This is a genomic window from uncultured Microbacterium sp. (assembly GCF_947632095.1).
Lineage (GTDB): Bacteria > Actinomycetota > Actinomycetes > Actinomycetales > Microbacteriaceae > Microbacterium.
Map to the genome: position 1 here is coordinate 40,789 of NZ_CANROA010000004.1, position 15,743 is coordinate 56,531.

Here is a 15,743-nt window from a genome sequence, read left to right on the forward strand (position 1 = left end):
CCACTCTACGTCCGGGGGCCGACAGTGCGCCGAAGAACGCTGTGCGAGGCGATCAGAAGCGGTCGGGCGAGGGCGTGCCGTGGCCGTAGCGGATCACGACATCGGCGTGGCGGTCGAAGCGGTATCCGACGCCGCGCACGGTGCGCACGATGTCCTCGTAACGGCCGAGCTTGGCACGCAGGCGACGCACATGCACGTCGATCGTGCGCTCGCCGGGAGTCTCGTCCTCGGGGGACTGCCAGAGCGCCTCGACGAGCTCGGAGCGCTCGATCGTGCGCCCCTCGCGCAGCACGAGGTACTGCAGCAGCTCGAACTCCTTGTACGTGAACGAGGCCGAGTCGCCGTCGATCAGGACGCGCTTGCGGGAGATGTCGACCGTGACGCCGTAGTCCTCGTCCTTCTCGTCCTCCTCGGCGGCTTTGGAGCGCGCGATCGCGCCGGGTTCCTGGAGGGCCAGCCGGACGACATCGAGGTCGCGGCCGCCGGAGCCGTGCGGTGCGAGGGCGACGGTGGCGTGGGTCTCCGCGCCGGGGGCGAGCTCGGCGAGCGTGCGTCGGAGGGCGTCCACGAGGAGGGGGAGGCTGACGCCGGCTTCGGCGGCCTTGATCTCGTCGAGGCCGACGTAGAGGGCGAAGCCGCGCGGGGAGCGGGTGGCCGGAAGATCGGCGGCGGACGGCGCTGCGGGGGCGGCGAGCGGCTCCTCGTAGCGGGGCACGGCGCGCAGGTGCGGAGCGCGGGCAGCAGCGGAAGCGGGACGCTCGAGGGTAGCGATGTTCGACATGATGATGAGTCCTTGAAGAGTGCTGAACCGGTCGACGGTTCGGTGGTGTTGCACGAATGACCGAGAAGGCCGTGTACGAGCACGCAGGTGGATGCTCGGGGACACCGACGTCGCAGATCGCGAAAGAGTCGGGTCAAACGGGTTGACTGGGTGGGGTCAGCTACACATTCGGCAACACATGCCAACGCAGCCGGGCATCATCATCCCGGCAGTCCTGTTCGCCTCCTGGGCGGACAAAGGGCGTGCGTTGGTGGTCATGGGGGGATTATGTCTGAGGATGACGCTCCATGTCAAAACGAGACCTCGTGTGACGCGGTGGCCTAGCGTGGAGGCATGACCTCTTCGACGACCATCGATGGCTTCATCCTCACGGACGAGAAGGATGCCTCGCGCTACACGCTCATGCGTGACGGCAAGCTCGTCAGCGTGCTCGACTACCGCGACGACGGGAGCACGATCGCCCTCACCCGCGCCTTCACGATCCCGACTTTCCGGGGACAGGGGCATGCTGCGCGCATCACCGCGGGCGCCGTCGCCGACATCGAGTCGCGTGCGGATCGCCGCATCGATCCGGTGTGCTGGTATGTGGCCGAGTGGTTCGAGCAGAACCCCGGCAAGCAGGTGCTGCTGCGTCGACGCTGACCGCGTCGGCGTGTGACGTCGTGTTACGGCGCCGCCGGGCTCCTACGGGGGCTGAAGCGGCACGTCGGGGGACCGATGTCGGTGGTCCTGCGTAGCGTGTGAGTATGCGAATCCTGCACACCTCCGATTGGCACATCGGTCGAACCTTCCACGGTCATTCCACGCTCGTCGCGCTCGGCGAGGTGCTGTCGGCGATGGTCGAGCAGGTGCGTGAGAACCACGTCGATGTCGTGATCGTCGCGGGCGATGTGTTCGACTCGGCGACGCCGGCAGGGCCGGCCTACACGCTGCTCGGCGACACGCTGGTCGGGCTCCACGAGGCGGGCGCACGCGTGATCGTCACGAGCGGCAATCACGATTCTGCCGCACGGCTCGGGTTCCAGGCGCGACTGCTGCGCGACGGCATCCATGTGCTGACCGATCCGCTGGCGATCGGCGATCCGATCGTGGTCGACGATGCCGATGGCGCCGTGCACTTCTACGGCATCCCCTATCTCGAGCCCGCGATCGTTCGTCGTCACTGGCCGGACGCGCCGCTGCGCTCGCAGGCGCAGACGATGGCTCACGCCATGGGGCTCGTGCGTGAGGCGATGGAGGAAAACCCGGGGCGCTCGGTGGCGATCGCGCACTGCTTCGCCGCCGGGGTCGAGGCGACTGACGGACTCGAGCGCGAGGTGCGTCAGGGCGGTCTCGACGTCGTGCCGCTCAGCGTCTTCGACGGGCTTGACTATGTAGCCCTCGGCCATATCCACGGGCGGCAGAAACTCACCGAACGGGTCCGATATGCGGGCGCGCCCCTGCACTACAGCTTCGGCGAACAGCACAAGGAGCGAGGGTCCTGGCTCATCGACCTCGGCCCGTCCGGAGAGCTCCAGGCGCGGTGGCTGCCGCTTCCAGTGCCCCGTCGACTCGTGACGCTGACCGCACCGCTGGACGAGATCCTCTCCGAGGAGAACATCCGCGAGCACGTCGACGATTGGGTGTGCGCGGTGTACACCGACACTCTGCCGCAGACCGAGCCGATGCGCCGGCTCAAGGAGCGCTTCCCCTTCTGCGCGATGGTGCAGCACGCCCCTGCCGTCACCGCGGCCCAGGACGAGCGCTCCTACGCGATGCGGCTGAGCACGGCGGCGACGGACGCCGAGCGCATCGAGGCGTTCCTGGGGCACGTGCGCGGCGGCGAGGGGCCCAGCGATCGCGAGAGCGAGCTCATCGGCGATGTGCTCGATGAGCGCGTCGCGGCCGAGGCGGTGGCCTGATGCGTCTGCACCGTCTCGACATCCAGGGATTCGGGCCTTTCCTCGACCGGCAGACGGTCGACTTCGATCGTTTCGCGGACGACGGCATCTTCCTCATCGCCGGGCGCACCGGCGCCGGTAAATCGAGCATCCTCGACGCCGTGTGCTTCGGCCTCTACGGCGGTGTTCCGCGCTATGAGAGCGGCGACAAGCGGCTGCGCAGCGATCACTGCGCTCCCGAGCACGTCAGCGAGGTGGTCGTGGAGTTCAGCACGGCTGCCGGCCGATTCCGGGTCACCCGTTCGCCGGAGTACCTGCGCCCGGCCAAACGCGGCGGCGGCATGACCAAGCAGGCGCCCGCCGTCGCCCTCGAACAATGGATCGATGACGCGTGGGTCGGTCTGGCCGCGCGGGCCGTCGACGTCGCCGGAGAGCTCGACGGCATTCTGCAGCTGAGCCGTGAGCAGTTCCTCCAGGTGATCCTGCTCGCCCAGAACCGCTTCGCGCGGTTCCTGCTCGCCGACAGCAAGGAGCGGCAGTCCTTGCTGCGCAAGCTCTTCGGAACCGAACGCTTCGATGACGTGCAGGCGCGATTCGAGGCGCGTCGGCGCGAAGCCGAGAACGCGTTGACGGGGCGCACGGCGACCATCGAAGCGGGCCTCGCCCAGGCCGAGCGACTCGTCACGAACGCCGATCTGTGGGGCGGGCACGACCCCTCCGGCAGCGCGCAACCGGCCCCGCAACGGCTCGACGGTCTCCGAGCAGCGCAACAGCGCGCCGATGACCGGGTCGTGCGCACGGCGAGCGGGCGCGATGAGGAATCAGTGCGGTTGAACGCGGCAGAGTCGGCAGTGGCGCGGGCCCGTGAGGTGCGCGCCGCGCAACAGGAGCGCGAAGCGGTCCGTGCGATCATCGCCCGGCTCGACGCGGCGGAGCCGGAAGTCGTCCTCGCCCGGTCGACTCTGAAGCGTGCGCGTGAGGCCGAGGCGCTTCGCGCTGTGCTCGACGCGGCACAGCGCGCGGAGCGGGAGAGCGAACGGACGCTCCAGGGCGAGGCCGTAGCCCGGGAGGCCTGGCAGCGTGATCACGGGAGCTGCGGCGATGACGACCTCGATACGCACGAGAACGACCCCGCTCGGCTCGAGGGCTACGCCGATCGATGCACGACGCAGAGCGGCACCTGGCAGCGCGCGGCCGATCTCGAGAAGGCTTCCTCCGCCCGCGCCGCCGAAATCGAGGCCGTGCAGAAGCAGATCGACTCCGCGTCCGCTCGGCTCGAGGCCCACGACGGCGAACGGGCGGGGCTTCCCGAACGCATCGCGGCGCTCACCGTGCAGCGAGACGACGCCCGCCGCGCAGCCGATCGACTCGATGAGCGTCGGCGAGAGGTATCCGTCGCGACTGCTCGCCGCGATGCGGCGCTCGAAGCCGAGAAGCTTGGTGCCGAAGCGGAAGCCGCAGAACGCTCCGTCGTCGATGCCGGCGAGACCCTAGCCGCGGCGCAGAGCGCCCTCGCCGTTCTGCGCCGTCGGCGGCTCGAGGGATACGCCGGTGAACTGGCAGCGTCCCTCCTCCCCGACGAGCCCTGCGCCGTGTGCGGGTCCCGAGAGCATCCGGCGCCCGCCGAGCACAGCGACCCCGTCTCGCAGACGGACATCGACGCGGCCGAGAACACCCGCGATGAGGCCGCTCGGGCTGAGCGCGTCGCTCTCGACCGACTCTCGACGTCGCGCAGCGATCATGCCGCGCGCCTCGCGGTCGCCGATGGGCGCACCCCGCAGTCGGCGGCCGTCGAGCTGGAAGAGCTGAGCGCCGCGCTGAATGCCGCGCGGAGCGCTGTCGGCCTCCTGGCCGAGACCGATGATGAGCTGGCTCGAGTCATCGCCCGCACCGAGGAACTCGAGCACGACCGCGCCGCGCTCGTCGACGCCCTGACGGCGGCGAGAGAGGCACGGGCGCTGATGCAACAGCGCCATGCCGACGCCGAGCAGACGATCGCCGAAGCGCTCGGTGGGTTCGCTTCGGTCGCGGAGCGGCTCGACATCGTGAGCACTCGCATCAGCGCCGCCCGGGCCCTCGCCGGGGCTCTGCGCGAGGTGCAACGGTCGAAGAAGGCCGCTGTCGAAGCCGCTGAGGCCCTCGAGATCGCTCTGGCGGCCTCCGACTTCGCCAGTGCGGACGCCGTGCGCCAGGCGCTGCGCAGCAGCGTCGAACAGCAGGAGTTGGATGAGCGGATCACGGCGCACACCGTGCAGCGCGAGACGCAGCGCGAACGCCTGCACGCGCTCGACGAGCGCGCCCTGCCTGATGAGGAGATCGACCTCACGGCGATTCAGCAGACGCAGACGGAGGCGCGTGATGCCTGGACGACGGCTCTCGACGCGGCGGCACGTGCCGAGAGCATCGCGGAGCAGCTTCGCGATCTGATCGCGGCGGCCGACGCGGCGCATGCTGAGAGCGCGCGCGAGCACGAGGATTTCAACGTGCTGCGCGGACTCGCCGACACGATCGCGGGGCGCGGTCCGAACACGCACAAGATGGCGTTGGAGACCTTCGTGCTCGCCGCCGAGCTCGAAGAGATCGTCCGCGCGGCCAACCGCCGCCTCAGCGACATGTCCACGGGCCGCTACCAGCTGCGTCACTCCGATGCGCTCGCGGCACGCGGAGCAGCATCCGGGCTCGGCATCGTCGTCTACGACGCGTTCACGGGGCAGGAGCGTCCGGCGCAATCGCTCTCCGGCGGAGAGACTTTCCTCAGCTCGCTGGCGCTCGCGCTCGGTCTCGCCGAAGTCGTCACGGCCCGCGCCGGCGGGATTCAGCTCGATACCCTGTTCATCGACGAAGGATTCGGATCCCTCGACGCCGACACGCTCGAGGTCGCGATGCGCACGCTCGATGAGTTGCGCAGCGGCGGCCGCACGGTCGGCGTCATCAGCCACGTGGAGAGCATGCAGGAACAGATCCCCGCGCAGATCATCGTCGCTCAGAGCGAGCTGGGACCCAGCATCATTCGGTGAGGGATGCCGCGGCATCCCTCACGGGTACCGGCATCAGTCGGCTGCGGGGCTCCAATCCGAAACGCTGCGCAGCACGGTCAGGTCTTCATCCGACAGCTGCAGGCGTGCTCCGTTCAGGAGACCGGCGACCTGGTCGACCCGTGACGCGCTCGCGATCGGGGCGATCACGGTCGGCTGAGCGCGCAGCCAGGCCAGTGCCACCGCGGGGATCGACGTCCCGTGCTCGTCGGCGATCCGCTCGAGCTCGCCGACGACGCGCAGTCCGTGCTCCGTGGCGTATTTCGCGGCACCGGCTGCACGCGGAGTATCCACGGCCGCGGCATCCGTCGACCGGTACTTCCCGGTGAGGAATCCGGCGGCGAGGGCGAAATAGGGCACGAGGCCCAGGCCGCGCTCCTCGGCGAGGGGGATGATCTCGGCCTCGACATCGTTGCGGTGCACGAGGTTGTAATGGGGCTGAATGGCGATGGGCCGTGCGACGCCGAGTTCGTCGGCGAGCGAGATCCATGCACGGATGCGGTCGGCGGAATAGTTCGACACGGCGATGTGGCGCACGAGTCCGTCCGCGACGAGCGCGCCGAAGGCGGCGACGGTCTCCTCGAGCGGCGTGGCCGGGTCATCGAAGTGCGCGTAGTACAGATCGATCGTGTCGGCGCCGAGCCGCTTCAACGAGGCCTCGGCCGCGGCGCGCACGTTCCCGGCCGACAGGCCCGGGAACTCGGGGTGCTGGCTGACCTTCGTCGCGACCGTCACGCCGGACGGCCTGCGGGCAGCGAGCCACTCGCCGATGATCCGCTCGCTCTCGCCGCCGCTGTGCCCGGGGACCCAGTGGCTGTAGGAGTCGGCGGTGTCGATGAAGTTTCCTCCGCCGTCGACGTAGGCGTCGAGGATCGCGAAGGACGCGTCGCGGTCCGCCGTCCAGCCGAACACGTTCCCACCGAGTGCGAGGGGGAAGACGTCGAGGTCGCTGGTGCCGAGGAGGGTCATGATGCTCGCTTTCGATGGAGGACGTGTCACGAGGGGCAGCGCTGGTGTGCGCCACACTATTCCCCCGCTTTGTCAACCGTGTCATCGGTCGGTAACACGGGACGGTAATACTGGAGGCATGACGCTTCAGCAGGAGATCGCCCAGGCCCTCGGCGTGAACGCCGACATCGATGCGGCAGACGAGATCGAACGCCGTGTGCAGTTCCTCGTCGACTACCTCGACCGCACGGGTGCCCGAGGATTCGTCCTCGGCATCTCCGGAGGACAGGACTCGACGCTCGCCGGCCGTCTCGCACAGCTCGCCGTCGAGCGCATGAGAGCGGGCGGGGGAGACGCGGACTTCATCGCCGTGCGGCTGCCGTACAGGGTGCAGCACGACGCGGATGACGCGACGGCCGCGGTCGAGTTCATCGCCCCTGATCGGCTGGTCGAGGTGAACATCGAGGGCGGAGTCGACGGCGTCGAGAGTGATATCGAGCGGGCCGCCGGAGCATCCATCTCGGACTTCAACCGAGGCAACATCAAGGCCCGCATCCGCATGGTGACGCAGTACGCGCTGGCCGGCCACGACGGTCATCTGGTGATCGGCACGGATCACGCAGCCGAAGCGGTCACCGGCTTCTACACGAAGTTCGGCGACGGCGCAGCGGATGTCCTGCCGCTCGCCGGTCTCACCAAGCGTCAGGGCAAGGAGCTGCTGCGAGCGCTCGATGCCCCCGACCGTCTGTGGCTGAAGGTGCCCACCGCCGACCTGCTCGACGACCGGCCCGGTCGCTCGGACGAAGACGAACTGGGCATCGCCTACGAGCAGATCGACGATTATCTCGAGGGCAAGCCGGTGGATGCCGATGCTGCGGCCCGTATCGAGGAGAAGTATCTGCGCAGCGAGCACAAGCGCCACCTGCCGGTGGCTCCGGCGGATACCTGGTGGCGCTGATCGGCTGAGGATCGTCCGCCGCGGAGGGGCGTCGGGGGCAGTGTCCGAGCCCACGGCTACGCTCGAACCATGCGGATCGACTCTGTGGCGCAGCGCGTCATCTTCAGCGCCAGCGACCTGAAGGCGGCGGCCGAATGCGAGTTCGCCTGGGCCCGGGCGATCGATGCGAAGCTCGGGCGCGTGCCCGTCGTCGACGAGCCCGAGGACGCGACGCTCGAGCGGGCGGCGCGTCTCGGCGACCGGCATGAGGAGCGGGTGCTCGCCGCCTATCGCGAGAGCCTCGGCGCCGATGCGGTGCACGAGGTCTCGAAGGTATCGTCGGCGGATCCTGCCGCTCTGCGCGCCGTCGTCGACGAGACGATCGCTGCTCTGCGCTCCGACGCGCGACTCGTGTTCCAGGCCGCCTTCTCGACCGACGAGTTCGTCGGCTTCGCCGACTTCCTGCTGCGCGATGACGACGGACGTTGGCGTGTGCAGGACTCGAAGCTCGCCCGCACGGCGCGGGTGACCGCGCTCATGCAGTTGGCGGCATATGTCGACCAGCTCGACGGGCTCGGCATCCCGCGCTCCGACGAGGTCGATCTGCTTCTCGGCGACGGAACGACCTCGACGCACCGGGTCGAAGATCTCCTCCCGCTCTTCCACGTCCGTCGCGCACGCCTGCGCGCCCTGATCGCCGACCGCGATGTCCCCGCGGGAGCAGCCGGCGCTCCGCTCGCGTGGGGCGATGACCGCGGCGACCTCGCCGTCATGGCGTGCGGCCGCTGCGCGACGTGCACCGAGCAGGTCGACGCGGCGCGCGATCTTCTGATGGTCGCCCGTATGCGGCCCGTCCAGCGCACGCGTCTGCGAGCGGCGGGCATCCGCACGATCGACGATCTCGCCGTCGCCGAGGTGGCGCCGCGCGGCATGAACGCCGATGTCTTCGCGGCGCTGCGCGCACAGGCCCGGCTGCAGCTGCAGGCCGAGAGCGGTGACGAACCGACCTTCGAGGTCTACCACCCGGGGGCCATCCACACACTGCCGCGACCGAGCCACGGCGACATCTTCTTCGATTTCGAGGGCGACCCGCTGTACACCGAGCAGACCGCGGAACGGCCGCCGCAGTGGGGCATCGACTATCTCTTCGGCTGGGTCGACAACGCCGATCAGTACACGCCGCTGTGGGCCCACTCCTTCGACGAGGAGCGCCGCGCCCTCGAGACGTTCCTCGACTTCATCGCTGCACGCCGTGCGGCGCACCCCGACATGCACATCTACCACTACGCGCCCTACGAGACCGCGCATCTGGTCACTATGGCGGCGCGCTACGGCGTTCGTGAGGGCGAGGTCGACCGGCTCCTGCGCGAGGGGGTCTTCGTCGATCTCTATCCGCTCGTGCTGCGCACCGTCCGTGTGGGGTCGCGGTCGTACTCGATCAAGAAGCTCGAGCCCCTGTACATGGGCGCCGATGTGCGTACGAGCGACGTGCAGAAGGGCGACGATTCGATCGTTCAGTACGTCGCCGCACGCGAGCTTCTCGCAGCGGGGGAGCCGGCGGAGGCACAGTCCGTCCTCGACGACCTGGCCGACTACAACCGATACGACTGCGTGTCGACGAGACGGTTGCGCAACTGGCTGATCGAACTCGCGCAGAAGTCCGGAGTCGTGCCGGCGCCGCCCGACCAGAACGAAGAGTTCGTGTACGAGCCGTCGCAGCGTTCCGTCGCGCTGCTCGCCGACGCCGAGAGCGATGTCGAATCCGGGGGGACGGGTGAGGCGCATCGAGTCGCCGCTGCGGCTCTGGACTACTACCCGCGCGAGGCGAAGGCATTCTGGGTCGGACACTTCCAGCGTCTGCGCGAGCCCGTGGCGATGTGGGACCAGACCCGCGATGTCGTGCACATCGACGCGGGCTCCTCGACGCTGCGGCGCGACTGGAGCGTCGAGGAGGGGCGCCGCGTCATGTCGCGTGAGATCGAGGTTCGGGGCGAGGTCTCCCCGGGGACGACGCTCGGCGAGGGTGCGCAGCCGTTCGCGCTGTATCCGAGCCCCGCCCCCTTCGACGCCGAGACGGTGTCGCGGGCCGTGCACGTGCCACGCGTGGTGGCGGTCTCCGAGGTGCTCGACGACGGATACCTGATCGTCGAGTCGGCGGTGGACGGCCAGACCTGGGACGAGTTGCCGATCGCGCTGACTCCCGCGGCACCGCCGCGGGTGGTTTCGTTGCAGGGGGCGATCGACGAGTGGGCGGATGCCCTGCACGCGGCGACACCCGGATTCCCGCGCGACGCGGCCACCGACATCCTGCGCCGCCTCGAGCCCCGAACGCTCTCCGGCCGGGGGATTCCCGAGGCGGCCGGCGACACGATCGATGCCATCGTCCGCGCCGTGCGCGACCTCGATCACAGCTACCTCGCGGTGCAGGGTCCTCCCGGAACGGGCAAGACCTACACCGGTTCGCACGTCATCGCCCGACTCGTCCGGGAGCACGGCTTCCGCATCGGCGTCGTCGCGCAGTCGCACACGATCATCGAGACCCTCCTCGAACGCGTGATTGAAGCGGGGGTGCCCGCGGGCCAGGTCGCGAAGGCGCCGAAGGATCGCAACGCAGACCCCGCCTACACCGTCATCCCGAAGGCGGGCATGGCGTCATTCCTGCACGAGCGCGCGGGGCAGGGCGTCGTCGTCGGCGGAACGGCGTGGGACTTCAGCAACATCAGCCGCGTGGATCGGCGCGGGCTCGATCTCATCGTGGTCGATGAGGCGGGGCAGTTCTCGCTCGCATCGACGATCGCCGTCGCCGCCGGGGCGAAGAACCTGCTGCTGCTGGGAGACCCGCAGCAGTTGCCGCAGGTGAGCCAGGGCGCACATCCGGAACCCGTCGACACCTCTGCCCTCGGCTGGGTCATGAACGGCGAGGCCGTCGTGCGCCCCGAGCACGGTTATTTCCTTCCCTGCAGTTGGCGCATGCATCCGGCCGTCGCCGAGCCGGTGTCCCGCCTGTCCTATGCGGGCCAGCTCGCCTCGGCGCCCGGGACCGAGCGTCGTGCGATCGAGGGCATCGAACCGGGCCTGCACGTCGTGCCCGTCCGGCACCGCGGAAATGCCACTGAGTCACCGGAGGAGGCCGCCGAAGTCGTGCGGCTCGTGCGTGAACTGCTCGGGCTCTCCTTCAGCGATATCGACCCGGTGACCCCCGTGCGCCCGCTCGTCGAAGAAGACATCATCGTCGTCGCCCCGTACAACGCGCAGAAGCAGCTGGTGATCGATGCGCTCGCCGCGGCCGGGCTCTCCGGGGTCCCGGTCGGAACGGTCGACAACTTCCAGGGCAAAGAGGCGGCGGTGTCCATCACGACGCTCGCGGCCTCGAGCGGTCGAGACGCGCCGCGCGGGCCGGAGTTCCTGCTGTTGCAGAACCGGTTGAACGTTGCGATCTCGCGGGCTCAGGTCGCCGCCTATCTCGTCCACTCGCCGGCACTGCTCGACGACCTGCCCTATACGGCTGATGGCGTGGCCCGGCTCAGCGCTTTCGCCCGTCTCGTCGGCGCCGACCGCGACTGATCGGGAGTCCGCCCCGAGAACGACGTTGGCGCTGCAGAAGGATCTGCAGCGCCAACGGGAAGAGAAAGCCCGAGGAATTCGCGCCGTGGGATCAGACGGTGCCGTAGAGGCGGTCGCCGGCGTCGCCGAGTCCCGGAACGATGTACCGGTTCTCGTCGAGACCCTCGTCGAGGGCGCCGAGCACGATCGTGACATCGCGGTCGCCGACGAGGTCCTCGATGGCCTTCAGACCCTCGGGAGTGCCGAGAAGGCAGATCGCCGTGACGTCCTTGGCCCCGCGGTCGAAGAAGAACTGGATCGCCGCGGCCAGCGAGCCGCCGGTGGCGAGCATCGGGTCGATGGCGAAGCACTGACGGTCGCTGAGGTCGTCGGGGAGACGCTCGGCGTAAGTCATCGGCTCGTAGGTCGTCTCGTCGCGGACCATGCCGAGGAAGCCCACCTCGGCGGTCGGCAGAAGCTTCACGAGGCCTTCGAGCATGCCGAGGCCGGCGCGCAGGATGGGGACGACGATCGGTCGCGGCTCGGAGATCTTGACACCCATGGTCGTGGTGACCGGGGTGGTGATCTCGATCGGGGTGACCTTGACGTTGCGCGTCGCCTCGTAGGCGAGCAGCGTGACGAGTTCTTCGGTCAGCTGGCGGAAGACAGGCGACGGGGTGCGCTGGTCGCGCAGCACCGAGAGCTTGTGGGTGATGAGGGGGTGGTCGGCGACGTGAACACGCATGCTCTTAGGATAATGCGCCCGCCCTCGGGAAACGGAGGAACTTCTCTCAGGAACGGGCGGCGCGGCGGATACGCTCGAGTCATGGCTGGTGATGACGAGGGGATGCTGCGCGCGCTCGCGCTCGCTCGGGAGGCGTCCGATGCCGGAGAAGTGCCCGTCGGAGCCGTCGTGCTCGACGGGGACGGCGTGATCATCGCCGAGGGCCGTAACACCCGCGAGGAGACGCACGACCCGACCGGTCACGCGGAGATCGTGGCGCTTCGCGCCGCAGCCGCACGGATCGGTTCGTGGAACCTCGAGGGTCACACGCTCGTCGTCACGCTGGAGCCGTGCGTGATGTGCGCCGGTGCGATCCTGCAGTCCCGCATCGGTCGCGTCGTGTTCGGCGCCTGGGATGACAAGGCAGGTGCTGCCGGTTCCATGTACGACGTGCTGCGCGATCGGCGGCTGCCGTATCGGGCGGAGGTCGTCGGAGGAGTGGCTCCGGATGCCGCGATCGCCGTGCTGCGGGACTTCTTCGAGCAGCGGCGCTGAGCCGGCGCCGCCCGAGCGTCAGTCCTCGGACTTGAGGACGAAGACGTCGGTCGAGGGCTCGGGGTCGAGCGACGGCCGGTAGATGTCGGGCTGGATGTAGACCGAGCGCACGCCCGGCACCGTGGCGCGGATCCCGGTCTCGATCTCATCGATCCGGTCGGCGACCTCGCGCACGGTGCGATCGCCCGGCAGGGCCACCTTCGCGGCGACGACGAGACCGTCATCGGTGGGCAGGGTCTTCAGATTGATGAGCTTCTCGACGTCGGCGCACCCGATGATGGCATCCATGATGAGGTCGAGGGTCTTCTTATCGGTCGGTGCGCTCATGCCGCGAGTCTAGTTCGCAGGGTGCGCGAGTGCACGGAAGCCGGGGCGGATTCGGATGCCCCGCATAGGATGTCCGCATGGCTGATTCGCTTCCCTCGCTCGCGTTCCTCGGTGCCGGTTCGATGGGGGGCGCGATCCTGCACGGCGTCGTCGCCTCGGGCCTGCCGACCGACGGCGGCATCATCGCCACCAATCGGACTCCGGAGAAGGCTGCGGCACTCGCCGAGCTCGGCGGTGTGCGCGCCATCGCCCTCGAGCATGAGCCCGCGGGGAACACCGAGGCCGCGGCATCCGCACGGGTGGTCTTCGTGGGGGTCAAACCGGCCATGGTCCCCGATCTGCTGCGCGAGATCGCGCCCGTGCTGCGCGAGGACGCCATCGTCGTGAGCCTCGCCGCCGGCATCACCCTCGACACGTTCTCCACGATTCTCGGCGATCGCGTGAGCGTCATCCGGTCGATGCCGAACACTCCGTCGACCGTCGGCAAGGGCGTCACCGGCCTGGCGCGCGGTGCGGCTGCATCCGAGGATGATCTCGCAGTCGTGCGCCGCCTCTTCGAGCTCGTCGGCGCCGTGATCGAGGTTCCCGAGGGCCAGATCGATGCGCTGTCGACGATCTCCGGGTCCGGTCCCGCGTACGTGTTCCTGCTCATCGAGGAGCTCACCAAGGCCGCGATCGGCAAGGGCTTCAGCGAGGCGGATGCCCGGCTCATGGCCGAGCAGACCTTCATCGGGGCGACGGCGCTGCTGGCAGCATCCGATGACGAGCCGGCGGAGCTGCGCCGACGCGTGACGAGCCCGAAGGGCACGACCGAACGAGCGGTCGCCGTGCTCCAGGACGCGAAGCTCGATCAGGTGTTCGCCGAGGCGACGGATGCGGCTCTCGCACGGGCCAAGGAGATCGCCGTCGGGAAGTGATCCGCGCGGCGACGCTCAGCGGGCCAGGCCCGCGAAGCGCTCGATATCGCCGTTGGTGCCCGAGACGATGATGAGGTCGTGGTTGGTGACGACCGTGTCGGCCTCGGCATAGCGGAAGGGCTTGCCCGGGCTCTTCACGCCCACGACGGTCACCTTGTACTTCGAGCGCACGCCCGATTCGTTCAGACCGACTCCGCGGATGAACTTCGGCGGGTACATCTTCGCGAGCACGAAGTCGTCGTCGAAGCGGATGAAGTCCAGCATCCGGCCGCTGACGAGGTGCGCGACGCGCTCGCCGGCCTCGCGCTCGGGGTAGATGACGTGGTTCGCGCCGACGCGGGCGAGGATCTTGCCGTGCGACTGCGACACGGCCTTGGCCCAGATCTGGGGGACCTTCAGGTCGACGAGGTTCGCCGTGATGAGCACGGATGCCTCGATGAGGGAGCCTACAGCGACGACGGCGACCTGGAAGTCCTGGGCGCCGATCTGCTTGAGCGCATCGATGTTGCGGGCATCGCCTTGCACGGTGTGGGTGACGCGGTCTGACCATTTCTGCACGAGTTCGAGGTTCTCGTCCATCGCCAGGACCTCGCGGTCGAGACGGTCGAGCTCGCCCGCGCAGGCCGCGCCGAAGCGTCCGAGTCCGATGACGAGGACGGGGGCGTCGCCCCGGAGGACATCAACCAACGATCGGCCTTTCGACGGGCAGCGAGTAGAGCTGCGTTCGCGTCGTCGCGGCGATCGCCGCGGCGAGTGTCACTGTACCAACGCGCCCCATGAAGATCGTGACGGCCATGACGTACACGGCAGGATCCGGGAGCGACTCGGTGAGCCCGGTGGTGAGGCCGACGGTGCCGAACGCCGAGATCACGTCGAAGAGCACGTGCTCGACCTCCGCCTTCGTTATCTGCGTGATGATGATCGTCGACAGGGCGACGATCGTGGCGCCCCACGCGACGACGCTGAGGGCGACGCGCTGCACGTCGCTCGGGATGCGACGGCCGAAGGCCTGCACGGACTGGCGCCCGCGCGCCTCCGACCAGACCGCGATGGCGAGGACGGCGAGGGTCGTCACCTTGATTCCGCCGGCGGTGGAGGCGGACCCGCCGCCGACGAACATGAGCATGGATATCGCCAGGGTCGACGAGCCGTTGAGGTCATCGATCTCGATGACGCTGAAGCCTCCGGAGCGGGTCATCGTGGACAGGAAGAACGACTGGAAGACGGTGTCGCCGGCGTCCATCGATCCGAAGGAGCGGGGGTTGTTGTACTCGAGGACGATCAGCACGGCGGCGCCGGCGACGAGCAGCAGCGACGTGGTGATGAGCGTGAGCTTCGAGTGCAACGACCAGCGCTTCACGTGCCAGTGGTGCTTGGCGAGCGTGTAGATGACGGGGAAGCCGATGCTGCCGAGGAACACCCCGATCATCAGGACGGCGAGCACGAAGTAGTCGTCGATGAATTCCACGACACCCGTCGCATTCGGGGCGAAACCGGTGTTCGTGAACGCCATCGCCGCGTAGTACGGAGCCTCCCAGAGGGCCGCCAACGGGGGGATGCCGGCCATGACGAGCCCCGGGTAGAGCAAGCCGGCCACGACGAGCTCGATGACGATCAGCGACAGGGCGACCGTCTTCAGCAACTGTCCGACCTCGCCGAGGCGCACCGTCTGGCCCTCGTTGACGACGCCGCCGTGCGCGCGAAGCGGGTTGCTGTCGCCGGCGGCGAGCAGCTTCGCTCGCAGACCCAGCTTCTTCGAGATCACGAGTCCCAGGACGGACGCGAGTGTCAGCACGCCCATGCCGCCGATGTTCACCCCGAGGAAGATGAGCACATGTCCGAAGGGCGACCAGTGCGTCGCCATGTCGACGGTTGCGAGTCCGGTGACGCAGATCGTGGACACCGCGGTGAACAGTGCATCGCTGATGTGCGTCGCCTCTCCCGTGGCCGAGGCGATCGGCAGGGAGAACAGCGCCGTGAAGACGAGGATCAGCGCTGCGAAGATGAGGATCGCGAAGCGGGACGGCGATGATGTGACGATGCGTCGGATGCCGTGCCAGATCGCGCGCAGGCCGATCGCGGAGGACGAGGAGGAT

At 68.8% G+C, this 15,743-nt stretch carries 13 protein-coding genes; 7 read left to right on the forward strand and 6 right to left on the reverse strand.

The features are described from left to right. Nucleotides 1-52 precede the first annotated feature (52 nt). The gene (locus Q0Z66_RS02495; RefSeq protein WP_298037355.1) at nucleotides 53-781 is read right to left on the reverse strand and encodes a winged helix-turn-helix domain-containing protein; all 729 of its coding nucleotides are present in this window, start codon (nucleotides 779-781) and stop codon (nucleotides 53-55) included. A gap of 333 nt (nucleotides 782-1,114) precedes the next feature. On the opposite strand from Q0Z66_RS02495, the gene Q0Z66_RS02500 reads away from it, so the two are divergent. The 3 genes from Q0Z66_RS02500 (at nucleotide 1,115) to Q0Z66_RS02510 (ending at nucleotide 5,678) form a co-directional block, all read left to right on the forward strand. Further along, nucleotides 1,115-1,423, forward strand: a complete 309-nt coding sequence (locus tag Q0Z66_RS02500; RefSeq protein ID WP_298037358.1) for a GNAT family N-acetyltransferase — start codon at nucleotides 1,115-1,117, stop codon at nucleotides 1,421-1,423. Nucleotides 1,424-1,527: 104 nt separating this feature from the next. Then, nucleotides 1,528-2,682 carry an exonuclease SbcCD subunit D gene (locus Q0Z66_RS02505; RefSeq protein WP_298037360.1) on the forward strand — a complete coding sequence of 385 codons (1,155 nt, stop codon included), beginning with the start codon at nucleotides 1,528-1,530 and terminating at the stop codon, nucleotides 2,680-2,682. Beyond that, entirely contained in the window at nucleotides 2,682-5,678 is a 2,997-nt protein-coding gene (locus Q0Z66_RS02510) for an SMC family ATPase (protein WP_298037365.1), read from the forward strand. The genes Q0Z66_RS02505 and Q0Z66_RS02510 overlap by 1 nt, the downstream gene beginning before the upstream one ends. A gap of 33 nt (nucleotides 5,679-5,711) precedes the next feature. Here Q0Z66_RS02510 and Q0Z66_RS02515 read toward each other — a convergent pair whose 3' ends face one another. Continuing rightward, nucleotides 5,712-6,665, reverse strand: a complete 954-nt coding sequence (locus tag Q0Z66_RS02515; RefSeq protein WP_298037369.1) for an aldo/keto reductase — start codon at nucleotides 6,663-6,665, stop codon at nucleotides 5,712-5,714. A gap of 118 nt (nucleotides 6,666-6,783) precedes the next feature. On the opposite strand from Q0Z66_RS02515, the gene nadE reads away from it, so the two are divergent. Beyond that, nucleotides 6,784-7,602 (forward strand): ammonia-dependent NAD(+) synthetase, encoded by an 819-nt coding sequence (nadE, locus tag Q0Z66_RS02520; protein ID WP_298037370.1) that lies wholly within the window; start codon nucleotides 6,784-6,786, stop codon nucleotides 7,600-7,602. A 69-nt stretch (nucleotides 7,603-7,671) separates the two neighbouring features. Then, entirely contained in the window at nucleotides 7,672-11,145 is a 3,474-nt protein-coding gene (locus tag Q0Z66_RS02525) for a bifunctional RecB family nuclease/DEAD/DEAH box helicase (protein WP_298037373.1), read from the forward strand. Nucleotides 11,146-11,236: 91 nt separating this feature from the next. Here the strand turns inward: Q0Z66_RS02525 and upp are convergent, their stop codons facing one another. Next, a complete protein-coding gene (upp, locus tag Q0Z66_RS02530; RefSeq protein WP_298037376.1) occupies nucleotides 11,237-11,869 on the reverse strand; it encodes a uracil phosphoribosyltransferase in 633 nt (210 codons plus the stop codon). A gap of 81 nt (nucleotides 11,870-11,950) precedes the next feature. Between upp and tadA the strand changes: the two genes are divergently transcribed. Further along, a complete protein-coding gene (gene tadA, locus Q0Z66_RS02535; protein WP_298037381.1) occupies nucleotides 11,951-12,403 on the forward strand; it encodes a tRNA adenosine(34) deaminase TadA in 453 nt (150 codons plus the stop codon). 18 nt (nucleotides 12,404-12,421) lie between these two features. On the opposite strand, the gene Q0Z66_RS02540 is transcribed toward tadA, so the two are convergent. Next, a complete protein-coding gene (locus Q0Z66_RS02540; protein ID WP_298037383.1) occupies nucleotides 12,422-12,730 on the reverse strand; it encodes a cation transporter dimerization domain-containing protein in 309 nt (102 codons plus the stop codon). Nucleotides 12,731-12,807: 77 nt separating this feature from the next. Between Q0Z66_RS02540 and proC the strand changes: the two genes are divergently transcribed. Then, nucleotides 12,808-13,647, forward strand: a complete 840-nt coding sequence (gene proC, locus Q0Z66_RS02545; protein WP_298037385.1) for a pyrroline-5-carboxylate reductase — start codon at nucleotides 12,808-12,810, stop codon at nucleotides 13,645-13,647. A gap of 15 nt (nucleotides 13,648-13,662) precedes the next feature. Here proC and Q0Z66_RS02550 read toward each other — a convergent pair whose 3' ends face one another. Together Q0Z66_RS02550 and Q0Z66_RS02555 are read right to left on the reverse strand one after the other, a co-directional pair. Next, the gene (locus Q0Z66_RS02550) at nucleotides 13,663-14,334 is read right to left on the reverse strand and encodes a TrkA family potassium uptake protein (protein WP_298037387.1); all 672 of its coding nucleotides are present in this window, start codon (nucleotides 14,332-14,334) and stop codon (nucleotides 13,663-13,665) included. Next, on the reverse strand, nucleotides 14,327-15,724 hold the full coding sequence (locus Q0Z66_RS02555) for a potassium transporter TrkG (RefSeq protein ID WP_298037469.1): 1,398 nt from the start codon (nucleotides 15,722-15,724) through the stop codon (nucleotides 14,327-14,329). Before Q0Z66_RS02555 ends, Q0Z66_RS02550 begins: the two co-directional genes overlap by 8 nt. Nucleotides 15,725-15,743 lie beyond the last annotated feature (19 nt).